The organism is Streptomyces sp. NPDC096040 (assembly GCF_040303265.1).
Classification (GTDB): domain Bacteria; phylum Actinomycetota; class Actinomycetes; order Streptomycetales; family Streptomycetaceae; genus Streptomyces.
Genome location: NZ_JBEOTA010000016.1, coordinates 108,906 through 127,227, shown reverse-complemented (window position 1 = coordinate 127,227; position 18,322 = coordinate 108,906). Strand labels below are relative to the sequence as shown.

Annotated in this window: 17 protein-coding genes; 7 read left to right on the top strand and 10 right to left on the bottom strand. The window is 70.8% G+C overall.

Features of this window, described 5'->3' with window-relative positions; translation table 11 throughout:
- Positions 1-7 precede the first annotated feature (7 nt).
- Complete coding sequence (locus ABTY98_RS23195; RefSeq protein WP_352222849.1) at positions 8-1,492, top strand: MFS transporter; 1,485 nt, start codon at positions 8-10, stop codon at positions 1,490-1,492.
- Positions 1,493-1,563: 71 nt separating this feature from the next.
- Positions 1,564-1,848, top strand: a complete 285-nt coding sequence (locus ABTY98_RS23190) for a DUF6332 family protein (RefSeq protein WP_352222848.1) — start codon at positions 1,564-1,566, stop codon at positions 1,846-1,848.
- Here the strand turns inward: ABTY98_RS23190 and ABTY98_RS23185 are convergent.
- The 3 genes from ABTY98_RS23185 to ABTY98_RS23175 all read right to left on the bottom strand — a co-directional run bounded on the left by ABTY98_RS23185 (position 1,809) and on the right by ABTY98_RS23175 (position 4,495).
- Complete coding sequence (locus ABTY98_RS23185) at positions 1,809-2,474, bottom strand: response regulator transcription factor (RefSeq protein WP_352222847.1); 666 nt, start codon at positions 2,472-2,474, stop codon at positions 1,809-1,811. The genes ABTY98_RS23190 and ABTY98_RS23185 overlap by 40 nt on opposite strands.
- A complete protein-coding gene (locus ABTY98_RS23180; protein WP_352222846.1) occupies positions 2,471-3,745 on the bottom strand; it encodes a sensor histidine kinase in 1,275 nt (424 codons plus the stop codon). The genes ABTY98_RS23185 and ABTY98_RS23180 overlap by 4 nt, the downstream gene beginning before the upstream one ends.
- A 96-nt stretch (positions 3,746-3,841) precedes the next feature.
- Positions 3,842-4,495 carry a TetR/AcrR family transcriptional regulator gene (locus tag ABTY98_RS23175; protein WP_352222845.1) on the bottom strand — a complete coding sequence of 218 codons (654 nt, stop codon included), beginning with the start codon at positions 4,493-4,495 and terminating at the stop codon, positions 3,842-3,844.
- A 243-nt stretch (positions 4,496-4,738) separates the two neighbouring features.
- On the opposite strand from ABTY98_RS23175, the gene ABTY98_RS23170 reads away from it, so the two are divergent.
- Positions 4,739-5,842 carry a medium chain dehydrogenase/reductase family protein gene (locus tag ABTY98_RS23170; protein ID WP_352222934.1) on the top strand — a complete coding sequence of 368 codons (1,104 nt, stop codon included), beginning with the start codon at positions 4,739-4,741 and terminating at the stop codon, positions 5,840-5,842.
- Positions 5,843-5,948: 106 nt separating this feature from the next.
- On the opposite strand, the gene ABTY98_RS23165 is transcribed toward ABTY98_RS23170, so the two are convergent.
- Complete coding sequence (locus tag ABTY98_RS23165) at positions 5,949-6,641, bottom strand: TetR/AcrR family transcriptional regulator (RefSeq protein WP_352222844.1); 693 nt, start codon at positions 6,639-6,641, stop codon at positions 5,949-5,951.
- A gap of 202 nt (positions 6,642-6,843) precedes the next feature.
- Between ABTY98_RS23165 and ABTY98_RS23160 the strand changes: the two genes are divergently transcribed.
- On the top strand, positions 6,844-7,293 hold the full coding sequence (locus ABTY98_RS23160) for a nitroreductase family deazaflavin-dependent oxidoreductase (RefSeq protein ID WP_352222843.1): 450 nt from the start codon (positions 6,844-6,846) through the stop codon (positions 7,291-7,293).
- Here the strand turns inward: ABTY98_RS23160 and ABTY98_RS23155 are convergent.
- A complete protein-coding gene (locus ABTY98_RS23155) occupies positions 7,283-8,569 on the bottom strand; it encodes a geranylgeranyl reductase family protein (RefSeq protein WP_352222842.1) in 1,287 nt (428 codons plus the stop codon). The genes ABTY98_RS23160 and ABTY98_RS23155 overlap by 11 nt on opposite strands.
- Positions 8,570-8,779: 210 nt before the next feature.
- Here ABTY98_RS23155 and ABTY98_RS23150 point away from each other — a divergent pair, with 210 nt between their 5' ends.
- The 3 genes from ABTY98_RS23150 to ABTY98_RS23140 all read left to right on the top strand — a co-directional run bounded on the left by ABTY98_RS23150 (position 8,780) and on the right by ABTY98_RS23140 (position 11,985).
- The gene (locus tag ABTY98_RS23150) at positions 8,780-10,135 is read left to right on the top strand and encodes a dipeptidase (RefSeq protein ID WP_352222841.1); all 1,356 of its coding nucleotides are present in this window, start codon (positions 8,780-8,782) and stop codon (positions 10,133-10,135) included.
- 61 nt (positions 10,136-10,196) lie between these two features.
- A complete protein-coding gene (locus tag ABTY98_RS23145) occupies positions 10,197-10,919 on the top strand; it encodes an MBL fold metallo-hydrolase (protein WP_352222840.1) in 723 nt (240 codons plus the stop codon).
- Positions 10,920-10,929: 10 nt separating this feature from the next.
- Complete coding sequence (locus tag ABTY98_RS23140) at positions 10,930-11,985, top strand: protein kinase family protein (protein WP_352222838.1); 1,056 nt, start codon at positions 10,930-10,932, stop codon at positions 11,983-11,985.
- On the opposite strand, the gene ABTY98_RS23135 is transcribed toward ABTY98_RS23140, so the two are convergent.
- From ABTY98_RS23135 to ABTY98_RS23115, 5 genes are all read right to left on the bottom strand, one after another.
- Positions 11,958-13,010: an ABC transporter ATP-binding protein gene (locus tag ABTY98_RS23135; protein ID WP_352222837.1), complete on the bottom strand. Its 1,053-nt coding sequence runs from the start codon at positions 13,008-13,010 to the stop codon at positions 11,958-11,960. The two genes, ABTY98_RS23140 and ABTY98_RS23135, sit on opposite strands and share 28 nt — an antisense overlap.
- Positions 13,007-14,122, bottom strand: coding sequence for an ABC transporter ATP-binding protein (locus ABTY98_RS23130; RefSeq protein ID WP_502994325.1), 1,116 nt, complete (start codon positions 14,120-14,122; stop codon positions 13,007-13,009). Before ABTY98_RS23130 ends, ABTY98_RS23135 begins: the two co-directional genes overlap by 4 nt.
- Before the next feature lie 341 nt (positions 14,123-14,463).
- Positions 14,464-15,384, bottom strand: coding sequence for an ABC transporter permease (locus ABTY98_RS23125; protein ID WP_352222834.1), 921 nt, complete (start codon positions 15,382-15,384; stop codon positions 14,464-14,466).
- Positions 15,377-16,363: an ABC transporter permease gene (locus tag ABTY98_RS23120; protein ID WP_352222833.1), complete on the bottom strand. Its 987-nt coding sequence runs from the start codon at positions 16,361-16,363 to the stop codon at positions 15,377-15,379. Before ABTY98_RS23120 ends, ABTY98_RS23125 begins: the two co-directional genes overlap by 8 nt.
- Positions 16,364-16,435: 72 nt before the next feature.
- Complete coding sequence (locus ABTY98_RS23115; RefSeq protein ID WP_352222832.1) at positions 16,436-18,253, bottom strand: ABC transporter family substrate-binding protein; 1,818 nt, start codon at positions 18,251-18,253, stop codon at positions 16,436-16,438.
- Positions 18,254-18,322: the final 69 nt, after the last annotated feature.

The window sequence follows — 18,322 nt, the reverse complement described above, 5'->3', positions numbered from 1 at the left end:
TGTGGGCATGACCTCTCCGCTCACCGCCCCTGCCGCCCCGCCCGCGGGGGGCCGCTGGACTCCGCGCCTCTGGGGCACTCTGCTGGTGCTCTGCGCCGCGATGTTCCTGGACGCCCTGGACGTGTCGATGGTCGGCGTCGCCCTGCCGTCGATCGGCTCCGACCTGCAGCTGTCGACCTCGACGCTGCAATGGATCGTCAGCGGCTACATCCTGGGATACGGCGGCCTGCTCCTGCTCGGCGGCCGTACCGCCGACCTGCTGGGCCGCCGCCAGGTGTTCCTCGTGGCCCTTGGCGTCTTCGCGCTCGCCTCGCTGCTCGGCGGCCTGGTCGACTCGGGCCCGCTGCTGATCGCCAGCCGCTTCGTCAAGGGCCTGAGCGCGGCATTCACCGCTCCGGCCGGCCTCTCGATCATCACGACCACGTTCCCGGAGGGCCCGCTGCGCAACCGTGCCCTCGCCATCTACACCACCTGCGCGGCCACCGGCTTCTCCATGGGGCTGGTGCTGTCCGGCCTGCTCACCGAGGCCAGTTGGCGCCTCACCATGCTGCTGCCCGCCCCCATCGCCCTGATCGCGCTCCTCGCCGGCCTCAAGCTGCTGCCGCGCAGCTCCCGCGAACGCGACCACAACGGCTACGACATCCCCGGCGCGGTCCTCGGCACCGCCTCCATGCTGCTCCTGGTGTTCACCGTGGTGGAGGCCCCGCAGGTGGGCTGGGCATCGGCCCGCACCCTGCTGTCCTTCCTCGCGGTCGCGGTCCTGCTGACCGTCTTCGTCCGGGTCGAACGCCGCTCCCCCGGCCCGCTCGTCCGGCTCGGCGTACTGCGCTCGGGCAGCCAGGTCGGCGCCCAGCTCGGCGCGGTCGCCTTCTTCGGCTCGTATGTCGGCTTCCAGTTCCTCACCACCCTGTACATGCAGTCCCTGCTCGGCTGGTCGGCGCTGCACACCGCCCTGGCCTTCCTGCCCGCGGGCGCGCTCGTGGCGGTGTCCTCCACCAAGGTCGGTGCGATCGTGGACCGCTTCGGCACCCCGCGGCTGATAGCGGCGGGCTTCGCGTTCATGGTCGTCGGATACGCCCTGTTCCTGCGCATCGACCTGGACCCGGGGTACGCGGCGGTGATCCTGCCGTCGATGCTGCTGATCGGCGCGGCCTGTGCGCTGGTCTTCCCCTCGCTCAACATCCAGGCCACCAACGGGGTTGACGACCACGAGCAGGGCATGGTCTCCGGGCTCCTCAACACCTCGGTGCAGGTGGGCGGCGCGATCTTCCTGGCGATCGTGACCGCCGTGGTCACCGCGGGCGCCCCGGCGCATGCCACCCCGCAGACGATGCTCGACAGCTACCGCCCCGGCTTCTTGGTGGTCGCGGGCGTGGCCCTCGCCGGCCTCCTGATCACACTCACCGGACTGCGCACCCCGCGTAAGCAGCAGACCGTCGTGATCGCCAACTCCACGTCCCTGGAGGCGGAGCGAGCGTCCGTGCGCGACTGACCTGGACGCTCCACACGTGCGCCCGGCGGGCCCGGTTGCCCCGCCGGGCGCACGGCTGTGACACTGCCGGAATGACGAGTCACGGGGGACGGCGCGGTCAGGCCGAGCGGGACGCGATCACCGTCGAGATCGGATACGCGCTGTGCAGTGGGGTGCTCGCGGCGGCGGTGGTCTTCGCAGCGGTGGCGGGACCGGCACTGCTCTTCGATCTGCCCAGCGGTCTCGAACGTGCGCTGCCGCTGGTGGGCCTGACGCTGGCCATCGTGCTGTTCTTCGCCCGGGTCGTCAGCGTGCTCGTCCGCTTCCGGCGCGCGCCTCAGCCCAGCCAGCCCGGCCGGACCAACCCCGACTCATAGGCCAGGACGACCAGTTGGGCCCGGTCTCGGGCGCCCAGCTTGACCATCGTGCGGCTCACATGGGTCTTGGCGGTGAGAGGGCTGACCACCAGGCGACGGGCGATCTCCTCGTTGGACAGGCCGATGCCGACCAGGGCCATCACCTCCCGTTCCCGTTCCGTGAGCTGAGCGAGGGTGTCGGCGGCGGCCGGCTCCTTGGAACGGGCGGCGAACTCCGCGATCAGCCGACGCGTCACCCCCGGCGACAGCAGTGCGTCCCCACCTACCACCGCCCTGACGGCGCGCACGAGTTCCTCCGGCTCGGTGTCCTTGACGAGGAAGCCGGAGGCGCCGGAGCGGATCGCCTCGAAGACGTACTCGTCCAGTTCGAACGTCGTCAGCATCACCACCTTGACGTCCTTCAGCTCCTCCTCGCCGGTGATACGGCGGGTCGCGGCCAGGCCGTCGAGACGCGGCATGCGGATGTCCATCAGGACGACATCGGGACGCAGTTCACGGACCGTGCGCAGCGCCTCCTCGCCGTCCGCCGCCTCCCCGACCACCTCGATGTCCGGCTGCGCGTCGAGCAGCGCCCGGAAACCGGCCCGCACCAGCGACTGGTCGTCGGCGAGCAGTACCCGGATCATCGGTCCTCCCGGTCGGTCGTGGGCAGCCCGGAATCGGTCATGGGCACTACGGCATCGGTCAAGGGCAGTACGGCGAGCACCCGGAAGCCGCCGTCGGCGCGCGGTCCCGCCTCGATGGTGCCACCCAGGGCGGCCGCCCGTTCCCGCATCCCGGCCAGCCCGTTCCCGCTGCCGCCCGCGTCCGCGCCGGTCGCGGGACCGTCGTCGTCGATCCGCAACCGCAGCTCCCCGCCCTCGTGTCCGAACCGCACGCGCGCGTGCCGCGAACCCGAGTGCCGTACGACATTGGTGAGCGCCTCCTGCACGATCCGGAAGGCCGCCAGGTCGGCTCCGGGCGGCAGCCGCGGCGGCTCCCCCTCCACCGCCACGGTGAGTCCGGCGCTCGCCGCCTGTTCGACAAGTTCCGGCAACCGCCCGAGGCCGGGGGCGGGCGCGCGCGGCGCGTCTCCCGGGGCGCGCAGGGTGTCGAGCACCTGACGCACCTCGCCGAGCGCCTCCTTGCTGGCGGCCTTGATGGTGGTCAGCGCCGACCGGGCCTGCTCGGGGTCGGAGTCCAGGAGCGCGAGGCCCATACCCGCCTGGACGTTGATCACCGAGATGCTGTGTGCCAGCACGTCGTGCAGCTCGCGGGCGATCCGCAGCCGTTCCGCGTCCGCCCGCCGCCGGGCCGCCTGGGCACGGTCGGCCCGCTCCCGCGCCCACTGCTCGCGCCGCAGCCGGACCAGCTCGGCCACGGAGACGATGATCAGCACCCAGGTGGCGATGATCATCTCCTGGCCGGGACTCGACCCCGCGTCACCCGGCGGCGGCAGCCAGCGGTACAGCCAGAGCGAGATCAGCAGATGGCCGCCCCACAGCATCCCGAGAGCCGCCCACGCGGCCCGGCGGCGCCCCGCGACGACGGCACTGAAGCAGGCCACGGCGACGGCCGCGAAGACCGGCCCGTACGGATAGCCGGCCGCGAGGTAGACCAGGGCGAGCGCCGCCGTGCCGAACACCACCGGCACCGGGTGCCGGTGCCGCCACAGCAGCAGCGCGCAGGTGGCCAGGAGCAGCAGGCGGGCGTACCCGTCCAGGTGTTCGCGGTGCGGCTGCTCGTGGGCGGCGAAGTTCGAGCCCACCAGTACCAGGACGGTGAACGGCACGGTGGTGCGCCACGGCAGCCGGCCGCGGGACGGCCCGTCCTCGCCGTCGTCGTCGCGGTGCCACCACGGGGGGCCGTGGTGCCACCAGTGCGCGGGGCCGCGCTCCCGTACGCGCTGCTCGTCCATGTCCGCCACGCTAGACGGCACCGGCCCGCGCGAGCGTCAGCCCGGTGAGGTGATCACGCGTACTCCCGGGGAAGTAGGCCGTCGGGCGGGGTGCTGTCAGCGGTGGCCGGGTGCCAGTTCCGCCACCTCGGCGTCGAACAGCCGCTCCGGGTCGAAGCCCATCCCCGCGAACTGCCCGGCGAGTTCGAGGGAGAGCACGCCGTGCATCCGGGTCCAGAAGGCCAGCGCCCGGCGCAGCACCCCCGGCGACGCGGGGTGGCCCTCGGCCCACTCGCGGTGCTGGGCGAGATGCGCGGTGAAGCCGGCGGAGGCCGGCGCCTCGGGCTCGGCCGCCGCGCAGACGTCGAGCAGGGCGGCCATGACCTCCCGGGCGATGGCGGTGATGTCGTCGGGCGCGTGATAGCCGGGGACCGGCGTGCCGTAGACGAGGAAGTACCGCTGGGGGTCGTCGAGCGCCCAGCGGCGCAGGGCTCGCGCGAGGCCCTCGACGCCGGCGTGGGAGTCGGCGGCGGCGCGGAAGGTGTCGGCCACGCTGCGGTAGGCGTCCCGGATCAGCTCGGTGATCAGCTCGTCCCGGCTGTCGAAGTAGCGGTAGAGGGCGGGGCCGCTCATGCCCAGTTCCTTTGCGATCGCGTTCAGGGACAGGCCCGAGGCGCCGGACTTGGCGATCTGCTCCCAGGCGCGCGCCTTGATGTCGGCCCGTACCTGGCTCCGATATCGCTCGCGGGGGCTCACCGCTTCTGCCGCCATGACCTGCACGCTCCTCTCGCTCTTGACGTCCGACCTTTGATCTTGCGGTCTGTCCCTCAGGGCCATACCTGCCGTTTCACCCTATCACCTTCGAGACTGCATCTAACGGTAGTTAGGAACCCCTCCAAAACGATGCCTTGACACTAAGGCGATGCCTAGTAATGTTCGTTATAGCTTCTAACGAAAGAGAGCACCTCTTCCGTTCGTGAATGCATCTACAAGGAGATCGTCATGGAGGACGCCATGGAAACCGCAGGAACCGTCACCCCCAAGGGCACCGCAGCAAGCACCCAGCTCGTCGAGGTCGTCCTGCCAGGCGTCGTAGAGCCCGAAGGGCTGCAGGTCCGGCGCCGTCGGATCCCTGTCCCGGGCTCCGGCCAGATCGTCGTGCGCATGGAGGCCACCGGCGTCTCCTTCGCGGAGCAGCAGATGCGCCGCGGCCGCTACTACGACCAGCCGCCCTTCCCCTTCGTCCCCGGCTACGACCTGGTCGGTACCGTGCTCACGGCCGGCGAGGGGGTCGCGCCCGGGCTCGTCGGCAAGCGGGTGGCATCCCTGGTCAAGGTGGGCGGCTGGGCCAGTCACGTCGTGCTCGACGCGGCCGACGCCGTGACGGTGCCGGACGGGGTCGGCGCGGCGGAGGCCGAGACGCTGGTCGTCAACGGCATCACGGCGTGGCAGATGCTCCACCGCAAGGCCAAGGTGCGCCAGGGCGGGACGATCCTGGTGCACGGCGCCAACGGCGGGGTCGGCACGGTCCTCGTCCAGCTCGCGCGTGCGGCGGGCCTGCACGTCATCGGCACGGCCTCCGCCCGCCATCACGACGCGCTGCGGGAACTGGGCGTCACACCGGTCGACTACCGCGCCGAGGACGTCCCGGCCCGGGTCCGCGAACTGGCTCCCGGCGGTGTCGACGCCGTCTTCGACCACCTCGGCGGCCGCAGCGTCATCGACTCCTGGAAGCTCCTCGCCGCCGGCGGCACCCTCGTCGCCTACGGCAGCGCCACCACCCGGGACGACTCGGGCTCCAAGCAGTTGCCCGTGCTGAAGATCCTCGGCCGGGTGTGGCTGTGGAACGCGCTGCCCAACGGCCGGCACGCGTACTTCTTCAACGTCTGGGAGGGCCGCGCCCTGAACAAGGACCGCTTCCGGGCCCGGCTGAGCGCCGACCTCACCCAGGTGTTCCGGTCCCTCCAGCGCGGCGAGGTCACCGCCCGCATCGCCGCCCGGCTTCCCCTCACGCAGGCCGCCGAAGCCCTGCGGCTCGCCGAGTCCGGGACGGTCGCCGGCAAGGTCGTACTCGTCCCGGAGGACGGCGACGGGACGTCGGCAGCCCCGGCACAGTGAAGACCGTCGGCTCTGCGGCGGCCGCTCTCCGCGAACGCCCCGTCGTCCGCGAAGAGTGCCGAGGTCGAAGCGGCGTCGCGCCCGTCGCCTCGCCCGCCGGAGCCCGCTAGGGGAAGACCAGGCCCACCCCGTGGGCGAGCTGGGCGGCCGCGTGCCGGAAGAACAGGTCACGGTCGTCCACGACGCCCTTGAACTGCCCGAACAGTTCGAACCCGACCAGCCCGAACAGCTGCGCCCACGCCGCGGCCATGGCCACAGCCACCTCCGGCGGGAGTCCGGGCATCAGCTCGTCGGCCATCCGGCGGGCCTCGGGCGCGAGCTCGGCGGGCACGGGGGTGCGGGCCAGACCGCGCCGCTCGAACGCCTCGCGCAGGATGCCGATCAGCACGAGGGCGACCCGGGCGGCCGGCATGATGGTCGTGTCCGGCGCCGAGTAGCCGGGCACCGGCGAGCCGTAGATCAGCGCGTACTCGTGCGGGTGCGCCAGCGCCCAGCCGCGCACCGCCTCGCACACGGTGACCCAGCGCTCCGCCGGGACGGCATCGGCGGCAGCGGCGTGCGCGGCCTCGGCGGCCTCGCCGAGGGAGTCGTAGGCGTCGATGATCAGCGCGGTAAGCAGGTCGTCACGGCTCGGGAAGTAGCGGTAGAGCGCCGAGGAGACCATGCCGAGTTCGCGCGCGACGGCACGCAGCGACAGCTTGGCCGCGCCCTCGGCCGCGAGCTGTCTGCGCGCCTCGTCCTTGATGGCCGCGGTGACTTCCATCCTGGCTCGCGCGCGGGCGCCCTGTGAGGTGCTCATACGAGCAGTGTGCCACGAGGGCGGAGCAGTGCACACACTTCGGAGCACTGCACTCGAACTTGAGCACCGATCTCCTTTCAGTGCTCCGACCCCAATTCAAGCGCGTCGCACAAAAAAGAGAGCACCGCTCTTGCTTTGGAGCGCCGATCTCCCCACACTGGAGTCAAGCGAGAGCACCGCTCTCCAAACTGTGGGGGTCCCCGTGTCGACACACGTCCAGAAGCCCGGCTGGTTCACCGTCAACATCTTCAACCAGGCCGTGTCCTGGCTCACCCGCCGCGGTATCAGCATCTGGGGCTCCCGCGTCCTCGCCGTCCGCGGACGCAAGAGCGGGGAGTGGCGCACCACCCCCGTGAACCTGCTGACGGTGAACGGACAGCAGTACCTGCTCGCGCCGCGCGGCCACGTCCAGTGGACCCACAACATGCGCGCCGCCGGCGGCGGCGAACTGAGGCTCGGCAAGAACGTGGACGTCTTCACCGCCGCCGAGGTCGCCGACGACGACAAGGTCGAGTTGCTGCGGGCCTACCTGAAGCGCTGGAAGGCGGAGGTCGGCGTCTTCTTCAACGGGGTCGGCCCCGACTCGCCCGACGCCGACCTGCGCCGCATCGCCCCCGACCACCCGGTCTTCCAGATCAGCGTCACGAAGTGACCGAGTCCTCGGTGTCGGTGTCGCCCGGGTCGTCCGCGTCCACCTCGGCGGTCTTCCCCGACGCGGGCGGCTCCGGGGCCAGTGTGGTGAGGGCGCGCTGGGCGAGCGGGTGGGAGCGGACGAGCTCACCGAGGGAGGTCCGGCCCTGGGTGATCTCCTTGAACGCGCGCCAGGCCGGGCGGACGCCGGTCAGGGCCGCGTGGAACAGGCCGGGCCTGCGTTCGAACACCGCCAGCATCCGCTTGCCCACGCTCATCTCGACACCGAGGCCCGCCTTGACGGCGAAGGCGTAGTTCAGCGCCTGGCGGCGGGTGTCCACGGCGTCGTGGGCCTCGGCGATCCGCACCGCCCACTCCCCCGCGAGCCGCCCCGAGCGCAGTGCGAAGGAGATGCCCTCGCGGGTCCACGGCTCAAGCAGGCCGGCCGCATCACCGCACACGAGCACCCGGCCCCGGGACAGCGGCGAGTCGTCGGCGCGGCAGCGGGTCAAGTGGCCGGAGGAGATGCTCGGTTCGAAGCCGGCGAGGCCGAGCCGGGCGATGAAGCCCTCCAAGTACCGCTTGGTGGCCGCGCCCTCGCCGCGCGCCGAGATCACCCCGACGGTCAGGGTGTCGCCCTTGGGGAAGACCCAGCCGTAGCTGCCGGGCATCGGGCCCCAGTCGATGAGGACCCGCCCCTTCCAGTCCTCGGCGACCGTCTCCGGCACCGGGATCTCCGCCTCCAGACCGAGGTCCACCTGGTCGACCTTCACGCCGACGTGGGCGCCTATCCGGCTGGCGCTGCCGTCGGCGCCGACCACCGCGCGGGCCAGCAGGGTCTCGCCGCCCTGGAGGACGACCGCGACCGTGCGCCGGTCGGGGACGGCCGCGCCGTGCTGTTCGACGCGCTGCACGGCGGCGCCGGTGCGCAGCTCGGCGCCCGCCTTCTGGGCGTGCTCGACCAGCTGCTGGTCGAACTCGGGCCGGTTGATCAGCCCGAACATCATCTGCTTGGAGCGGCGGGTGCGGGTGAACCGTCCGTTGTTGGAGAAGGTGACCGCGTGCACCCGGTCCTTGAGGGGCAGCTCGAAGCCGGGCGGGAGCGCGTCGCGCGAGGGGCCGATGATGCCGCCGCCGCAGGTCTTGTAGCGGGGCAGCTCGGCTTTCTCCAGCAACAGCACGCGCCGTCCCGCGACCGCCGCCGCGTAGGCGGCCGAGGCCCCCGCGGGTCCCGCGCCCACCACGACGACGTCCCACACCCGCTGCACGTCGTCCGCCGAAGAAATCTCACCGCTCACGATGGTCCGCTGCTCCGATCAAGCCGTAGAAGCCGTAGGTGCCGTATCTAGCCGTAGGTGCCGTATCAAGCCGTGGGTCAGGCCCTGGCCGTCCGTAGGCCGACACCTGTCACCTGTCCCCCCGCATCCTACGGCGGAGATCGCCGCAGGCCACTGTGGGAGGATCGGTGTACTCACCAGTTCAACGTCGCACCCACGAGGAGCGTGCCCATGTCGTCCAATCCGGTCGCCGAGACCGTCACCGCCCTGCTGCCCAGGGCGAAGGCGGAACTCGCCGAGCTGGTGGCCTTCAAGTCGGTGGCGGACTTCGCCCAGTTCCCGAGGAGCGAGAGCGAGGGCGCCGCGAACTGGGTCGCCGACGCACTGCGCGCCGAGGACTTCGTGGACGTCGCCGTGCTGGACACACCGGACGGGACGCAGTCGGTGTACGGCTATCTGCCTGGGCCGGAGGGTGCCAAAACGGTCCTGCTGTACGCGCACTACGATGTGCAGCCGCCGCTGGACGAGACCGCCTGGACCACCCCTCCGTTCGAGCTGACCGAGCGGGACGGCCGCTGGTACGGGCGCGGTGCCGCCGACTGCAAGGGCGGTGTGATCATGCATCTGCTGGCACTGCGCGCGCTGAAGGCGAACGGTGGCGTCCCGGTCAACGTCAAGGTGATAGCCGAGGGCTCGGAGGAGATGGGCACCGGCGGCCTGGAGCGGTATGCCGAGCAGCATCCCGAACTGCTGGCGGCGGACACGATCGTCATCGGCGACGCGGGCAACTTCCGTGTCGGCCTGCCGACGGTGACCACGACCCTGCGTGGCATGACCATGCTCCGGGTCCAGATCGACACACTTCAGGGCAATCTGCACTCCGGGCAGTTCGGCGGCGCCGCCCCGGACGCGCTGGCCGCTCTGATCCGGGTCCTGGACTCCCTGCGCGCCGAGGACGGTTCGACGACGGTCGACGGGCTCGCGCCGGAGTCCCACTGGGCGGGGCTGGAGTACGACGAGGAGCAGTTCCGCAAGGACGCCAAGGTGCTGGACGGCGTCGGGCTGATCGGTGACGGCTCGGTAGCGGACCGCATCTGGGCGCGTCCGGCGGTCACGGTGCTCGGCATCGACTGCCCGCCCGTGGTCGGCGCCACGCCGTCGGTCCAGGCGAGCGCCCGTGCCCTGGTCAGCCTGCGGGTGCCGCCGGGCGTGGACGCGGCCGAGGCGAGCAAGCTGCTCCAGGCCCATCTGGAGGCGCACACGCCGTGGGGCGCCCGGGTGCAGACCGAGGCGGTCGGCCAGGGCCAGCCGTTCCGCGCCGACACCACCAGCCCGGCGTACCAGGCGATGGCCGACGCGATGGCGGTCGCCTACCCGGGCGAGACGATGCAGTACGCCGGTCAGGGCGGCTCCATCCCGCTGTGCAACACCCTGGCGAGCCTCTACCCGCGCGCCGAGATCCTGCTGATCGGTCTGAGCGAGCCGGAGGCGCAGATCCACGCGGTCAACGAGAGCGTGTCTCCGGAGGAGCTGGAGCGCCTGTCCGTGACGGAGGCGCTGTTCCTGCGGAACTACGCGGCGGGCTGAACCGCTCTGCCCACGGCAGAGGACCCTCGTCCGCGGACGGGGGTCCTCCTACGGTCGGACCGTGGACGTCATCGAACTGTTCCCCCGGCTGCATCTGCTGCGCTTCCCGGTCGGCCAGGCCTACCTCTGGCACGACCCGGACGCCGACGCCTCGACGCTGATCGACGCCGGCCCGGTCGGCTCGGGCCGGCCGATCGCCGACGCGCTCACCGCGCTGGGTCGCTCCCCTTCGTCGGTACGACGGATCGTCCTCACCCATTTCCACGAGGATCACGTCGGCGGGGCGGCCGAGTTCGCCGCCCTGAGCGGAGGCGAGGTGCTGGCCCACCGCCTGGACGCACCGGTGATCCGGGGCGAACTCCCTGGTGCGCCCCCGGTGTTCGAGGAGTGGGAGCTGCCGATCCACGCCGAGGCCGCGAAGCGGCTGCCCGCCGACGAGCCGGTTCGCCCGGACGCGGTGACGGAGTTGTCCGACGGTGACGTTCTGGACTTCGGTGGCGGCGCCCGGGTCGTCCACGTCCCGGGTCATAGCGACGGCAGCATCGCGCTCCATCTCCCCTCGTACGGCGTGCTGTTCACCGGGGACGCGGTGGCGGTCTCACCGGTCACCGGCTCGGTGATACTGGGAGTGTTCAACCTGGACCGCGCCCAGGCCGTCGCGTCCTTCCGGCGGCTGGCCGCCCTGGACGCGGAGGTGGCCTGCTTCGGCCACGGTGATCCGGTGACCCCGGACGCATCCCAGGTGCTGCGGAAATCCGCGGACACCTACGGGCCGCCGCGCTGACCATGGGAGCATGACCGACACCGCGCGCCGGATCGCAGCCCACACCGACATCGCGACCTCGCTGGCCCTGCTGAGCGATGTAGAGCTGACCGAGCTGGTCGCGGCGGGCGAGCCGCTCGGCACCGGGATCGGCGGCAGAGCGATGCGGATCACGGTGGACGGCAGGCCGGTGTTCGTGAAGCGGATCCCCCTGACCGACCGGGAGCGGGACCCACGGCACGCCCGCTCCACCGCGAACCTCTTCGGCCTGCCGCCGTACTGCCACTACGGCGTCGGCGCCATCGGCGGTCCGGGGTTCGGCGCCTGGCGGGAGCTGGCCGCGCACGCGGCCACGACGAACTGGGTACTGGCGGGCCGGTTCCCCGGCTTCCCGCTGCTCCACCACGGGCGGGTACTGCCCGACACACCCACTCCGCTGCCAGGCGAACTCGCCCACATCGACAGGGCGGTGGCCTACTGGGGCGGCTCCACGGGCGTACGTGACCGCATCGAGGGTCTGCGGGACGCCTCGGCGAGCCTGACCCTGTTCCTGGAGCACTTCCCGTCCACCCTGCACGACTGGCTGGACGCCGAACTGCGCACGGACCGGGCGGATGCGGCCTGCACGTCCACGGCCCGGAGTCTGGAGGAGCTGACCGCCTTCCTCGCGAGCCGCCGACTCCTGCACCTCGACGCCCACTTCGGCAACATCCTCACCGACGGCCGCCGGCTGTACCTCACCGACTTCGGGCTCTCGCTCAGCCCGCGCTTCCAACTTGCGGCGGATGAGCAGGACTTCATCGACCGGCATCGGCACTACGACCGTGCCTACACCACCTACTACCTGGTGATCTGGCTGGTCACCGCCCTGTACGGGTACCGGGGCGAGGAGCGTGCGGAGTTCGTGCGTGCCTGCGCGGGCGGCCGGCGGCCCGAGGGCATCCCCCGGGCCGCCGCCGAGCTGCTGGTCCGGCACGCTCCCGTCGCGGTGACCATGGAGGTCTTCTGCCGACGGCTGGAGCGAGAGAGCCGGCTGACACCGTTTCCGTACGGCGACGGCTACAACAGCTGCACGTTCTCCGCGTAGTGGCAGGCGACCGGGTTGCCGCCGCCCCGGTCGACCAGGTCCGGTACCTGTTCGACGCAGGCGGTGCGTTCGCTGTCGGTGAGCTGGTTCGCGAACTTGGGGCAGCGGGTGCGGAAGCGGCAGCCACTGGGCGGCCGTACCGGGCTGGGGACGTCGCCCTGGACGGTGATCCGTTTGCGGGCCCGCTCCTTGCGCGGGTCGGGCAGCGGGATCGCGGAGACCAGGGCCTGGGTGTAGGGGTGTGCCGGGCGGGCGAAGAGCTGCCGGGCGGGGGCGATCTCCACCAGGCGGCCCAGGTACATCACCGCGACCCGGCGGGCCACATGGCGCATCACGGAGAGGTCGTGCGCCACGAAGAGGAAGGACAGGCCCAGTTCGTTCTGGAGGTCCATCAGCAGGTTGAGGACGCCGGCCTGGATGGACACGTCCAGTGCGGAGACGGGTTCGTCCAGGACGATCACCTTGGGGCGGAGCGCCAACGCCCGTGCGATACCGATGCGTTGGCGCTGGCCGCCGGAGAACTCGTGGGCGAATCGGTTGCCGTGCTCGGGGTTGAGGCCGACGAGGCGCAGCAGTTCGCGTACCTCGTCGGCTGCCCCGGAGTCGTAGCGGCCGTGGATGCGCAGGGGTTCGGCGACGATCTCGTGGACGGAGATCCGGGGGTCCAGGGAGGCGTACGGGTCCTGGAAGACGATCTGCAACTCACGACGCAGCGGCCGCATCTGACGTCTGCTCAGCTGTGTGAGGTCGTGGTCCCGGTAGCGGACCGTACCGGCGGTGGCGTTCTCCAGGTTGAGCAGGGTTCGGGAGATCGTCGTCTTGCCGGAGCCGGACTCGCCGACGAGACCGAGCGTCTCGTTCTCGTACAGGTCGAAGGAGACCCCGCAGACGGCGTGGACGTCCCCGACCCGGCGGCGGACGACGCCCCGGGACATCACCGGGAAGTGTTTGACGAGGTCGCGGACCTGGAGGACGGGTTCGCCGGTGCCGTCGTGACCGGGCAGCGGGGGCAGGGGGCCGGTCATCGGGCATCGTCCTCCTGGTCCGCGAACCGGGCGAGGGCCGCGGTGTCGGCGCCGACGGCGTCGAAGACCTCGTAGGCCGCCGTGTCGACGAGTTCGTCGGCGAAGTGGCAGGCGCTGCGGTGGGTGTCGGGTCCGACCGGGCGCAGGGCGGGTTCCGTGCTGTCGCAGGGCTCCCGGCGCATCGGGCAGCGCGGGGCGAAGGGGCAGCCTGGGGGCAGGTTGAGCAGGGATGGCGGGGAACCGGTGATGGGGGTCAGGCGGTCCTCCTCGCGATCCAGGCGGGGCAGGGAGCCGAGCAGGCCCAGGGTGTAGGGCATGCGCGGGGTGTAGAAGATGTCCTCGACCGAGCCGGTCTCCACGATCCGCCCGGCATACATGACGGCGACCCGGTCGGTGTGGCCGGCAACCACCCCGAGGTCGTGGGTGATCAGGACGAGCGCGGCGCCGGTCTCGGCGCGGGCGGCCTCCAGGGCCTCCAGGATCTGGGCCTGGACGGTGACGTCGAGGGCGGTGGTGGGCTCGTCGGCGATGATCACGTCCGGGTCGTTGGCGATCGCGATGGCGATGACGACCCGCTGGCGCATTCCGCCCGAGAGTTCGTGCGGGTAGCTGTCGACGCGTCGTTCGGGGCTGGGGATGCCGACCGTGCCGAGGAGTTCCACGGCGCGCTCACGGGCCGGGCGCTTGCCGAGCCGGGGGTTGTGCCGGAGCAGGGTCTCGGCGATCTGGTAGCCGACGGTGTAGACGGGGTTGAGGGAGGTCATGGGGTCCTGGAAGACCATGGCGATGCCGCTGCCGCGTACGTCCGAGAGGCGGGCGTCGGACATCCCGAGCAGTTCCGAGCCCTCGAACCGCACCGAGCCGCGCACCCGGGCCGAGCCGGGCAGCAGCCCCATCACGGCCAGCGCGGTGACGGACTTGCCGGAGCCGGACTCGCCGACGATGCCCAGCGCCTCGCCCCGCTCCAGCCGGTAGCCGACGCCGCGGACCGCCCGTACGACACCGTCCTCGGTCGGGAACTCCACGCTCAGCTCCTCGACTTCGAGCACGGCACCGGACTCCTCCCCTTTCCCGGCGGCGCCGCCGGCATCCCGGCCGAGCCCATCACTCACGCCCCGGCCGCGGCCACCGCCATTGCTCACTCCCCCGCCGGCGCCGGCGCCGCGAACTCCCCCGCCGGGGCCGGCGGCTCCGTCGGCACCCCGGCCGAGCCCATCACTCACGCCCCCGTCGAGACCAGCGCCGTCGCGCACAAGACCGCCGCCTTCACCCGCTCCCCCACCGGGGCCGGCGCCGTCGCTCACGCCGTCACCGTCACCGTCACCGTCGCCGTCGCCGTCGCCGAGACGGTCGCCGTATTTCGCACCACCGTCGTCGCTCGCGCCGTTTCCGTCGCCGTAAGCCGCGTCGCTGCCCTGCCTCGCGTCGCTGCCGTTTCCTTTGTCGGTGGCCGTCACTGTCGCACCCTTTGCTGCCGGGGGTCGAAGGCGTCCCGCAGTCCGTCGCCGATGAAGTTGATGGTGAGGGCGATGGCGATGATGAAGGCGCCGGGGATGTAGAAGAGCCAGGGCCGGGTGTCGACCGCCGTCTGCGCCTGGGCGACCAGCAGCCCGAGTGAGGTGTCGGGTGGTTGGACGCCGAAGCCGAGGAAGGACAGGGCGGTCTCGGTGAGGATGCCGGTGGCGACCAGGATCGTGGCGTTGACGATGATCGGGCCGAGCGCGTTGGGCAGCAGGTGCCGGAAGATGATCCGGGTGTCGGAGGCGCCGAGCGCCCGGGCGGCCTCCACGAACTCCTTCTCGCGCAGCGACAGTACGGACGAGCGCACCACGCGTGACACATACGCCCAGGTGAGTCCGGCGACGACCACGGCGATCCAGTACCAGGAGCCGCCGCTGCGCGAGGAGATGACCAGCGCGATCGCGAACAGCGGGAGTGTCAGCACCAGATCGGCGATGCGCATCATCAGGGCGTCGACGAACCCCCGGTAGAAGCCGGCTACGGCACCCCATACGGCACCGACCAGGGTGGAGCCCAGGGCGATCAGAATGGCGATCTTCAGCGAGGTCTGGGTGCCGCGCATCACCTGCGCGTAGGCGTCGTACCCGGAGGAGTCGGTGCCGAACGGGTGCTTCCAGGAGGGGGGTTGGGAGTTGTCGGGCGTGTACTTGGCGTACGAGTAGTGCCAGAAGTGCGGTCCGGCGAACGCCCACAGCACGATCAGCACGAAGACGACCAGGCTGATCATCGCGGCCCGGTGACGCAGGAAGCGCCGCAGCACCAGCCGGGTCTGGCTGCGCTGTACGACGGCGAACTCGTGGTCGGCGCCCGGCGTCTGGGTGCCGGTCGGCCCGAGTGCCCCGATGTCAGTCATAGCGGATCCTCGGGTCGAGTACGGCGTAGAGCAGGTCGGCGAAGAGGTTGAAGACGATGACGACGACGGCAGAGAGCAGCAGCCAGGCCATGGTCCGGTAGACGTCGAGGGTGGTGGCGGCCTGGACGAGCATCTCGCCCATGCCGTGCCACTGGAAGATCGTCTCGGTGATGACCGCACCGCCGAGGATGATCGCGACGTCGAGAGCGGTGACGGTGGCGAGCGGGATCAGCGCGGTGCGCAGGGCGTGCCGGGTGAGCACCCGGCCGCGGCGCAGCCCCTTGGCCCGGGCGAGCCGGACGTAGTCGCTGTCCAGGACCTCCAGCATGGAGGCGCGGGTGTAGCGGGTCCAGGAGGCGAAGGAGACCAGGGCCAGGGTGATGGTGGGCAGGATCAGATGGCCGATGCGGTCGGTGAACTCGTTCCAGGTGGTGTCCACTTCGAGGTACGGCGACTTCTCCCCGATGGTGCCGAGGAACTGGCTGCCGGTCTCCTGGTTGAACCAGATGCCGGCCTGTTTGAGCAGCACCGCGAACCAGAACACGGGCATGGCGAGGAAGAGGAAGCCGAAGAAGGTGATGGCGTAGTCGGCGGCGCTGTACTGGCGGATCGCGCTGAACACGCCGAACAGCACGGCCATCACCAGCGCGAGCAGCATGGCGGCGGCGACCAGGGTGACGGTGACCCGGAAGCGGGTGAACAGGTCGTGTCCGATGTCCAGGTTGGCCTGCACGGACGGACCCCAGTCGCCGTGCAGAACTCCGGTGATCCAGTTCCAGTACCGCTCCACGGCGGGCTGGTCGGCGTGGATGTGCCGGGCGAACGCGGTCACGGCGGCCTTGCTGGGCGGCGGTTGGCGCGAGGTGGCGAAGTTGGCCACCGGGTCGCCGGAGTTGACGACGACCAGGAAGACGATGAACGTCGAGACGATCAGGACGGGTATGGAGACAAGGATGCGGCGCACGGTGTAGGCGAGCATGCGGGTCTTCTCTCGCGGAGGCCCGGCCCCGGGGTCGCCGGGGCCGGGAATCGGATCCGACTGGTCCCGTGGCTACTTCTTGAGGCCCCACTCGCCGACGTTGTACGGCGGTCCGACGTTGGTGGAGTTGTTGCGCATGTTCACGAACCGGGTCTGCACCGCGAGGAAGGTGGGTTTCTGGTAGAGCGGCAGTACATAGGCGTCGTTCACCATGATCTGGTCGGCCTGGTTGAGCAGGGACGCGGCCTTGGCCGTGTCCGTCTCGCCGACGGCCTGGCTGATCAGTGCGTCGACCTTCTTGTTGCTGTAGCCGCCGTAGTTTCCGCCACCCCCGGTCGACCAGGTCTGCTGGGCGTTGCTGGTCGGGAAGGGGGACGCGACCCAGGCGAAGACGATGATGTCGTACTGGTGGCCGGCCAGGACCGTGCCGAGGTCGGCGGCACCGATCGGCTTGATCGTGACCTTGATGCCGAGGTTGGCGAGGTCGCTCTGGAGGATCTGGCACTCGCTCTGCCGGATCTGGTTGCCCGTGGTGTACCGGCAGTTGAAGGGCCCGACGGCCGTGCCGTCCGGCGTCTTCAGCGCGGTGCCGACGCCGGTGAACTTGGCGTCGGTCAGGTACTTCCTGGCCTTGGTGAGATCACCCGAGCCCTGGCCGCCGGCGCTCACCACGTCCTGGTAACCGGCCTGGCCGGGCACGAGGTTGTGGTTGTAGAGCTGCTTCACACCGGGGTCGAACTGAGCGACCGTCTTGGCCATGATGTCCTTGACGCTGATGGCCGTGAACATCGCCTGCCGAAGGGGCAGGTACTTGCCGATCACCGGGTTGTGCAGGTTGAGGTCGAAGTGCTCCCAGGTCAGCCCGCTGCCGATGGTGTAGGTGACATTGGGGATGGCCTTGACCTGGTTGACGAGGTCGACCTCGGGCTGCGGGTAGATGCCCTGGACCTCGTTGTTGCGCAGGGCGATCGGCTCCTGGGTGGCGTCGGAGATCACCTTGAAGATCAGCCGTTGCAGGGTGGCCGGCCCGCCCCACCACTTCGGGTCGGGCTCGTAGGTGGCGTGGTCGTTGTCGACCCACTCGGTCATCTTGTACGGGCCCGCGGTGGCGTACTTGCTGGGCGGGGTCTTCTGGAAGTACTGCCATCCCTGGGTCATCTGAGCGGCCGTCATATGTGTGGCGTCACCGGTCTTGGCGCCGGAGAGCTTCTCCGCGACATGCGCCGGATACAGCGGATAGCCCCCTCCGAACAGCGACTTCCAGTCGGAGTACGGCTGGGCCATGACCATGGTCACGGTCTTGCCGTTGTCGGAGGCGGTGACCGACTTGACGCGGTCGTAGCCGGCGGTGCTCTCCGGCAGACAGCCCTTGGTCTGCGTGGAGTCGCCGGCGGGCGGCGGCGGGCAGTCCTTGCCGTCGTTGGTCCGCCAGTCGTAGACGAAGTCGTCGGCGGTGATCGGGGTGCCGTCGTTCCAGGACGCCTTGGGGTTGATCTTGTAGACGATGGTCTGCGGGCTGGTGCTCGCCTGGGTCGCCGAGGTCACCAGGTCGGTGTTGAGCTTGACGCTGAAGTCCGGCTGCGGGATGAAGACCTGCGGCAGGACGGGGCTGAGCGCTTCGGCGTTCTCGAAGGTGTTGCCGTTGGTGTCCTGCACGTTCCACTGCTGGATGTTCTTCTCGATGACATAGGTGAACGTGCCGCCGGCCTTGGTGGTACCGGAGTTGCAGGTGTCGGCCTTGCCCTGGGTGGAGCAGGAGGCGAGATCCGCCGAGGTGCCCTTGTCGCCGCTGCCACCGCCACCGCCGCCGCTGCTACAGGCGGCGAGCGCCAGGATGAGCCCGGCGGCGAGTGCGAGTCCCCTTGTGGGGGCCGAAGAGTGCGCGCGCATGTCCCTCCTTCGACCGGTGGATGTCCGGCCTGTGCACGGCGGCCAGCGGCCGCGAGGAAGTTGAGCTGC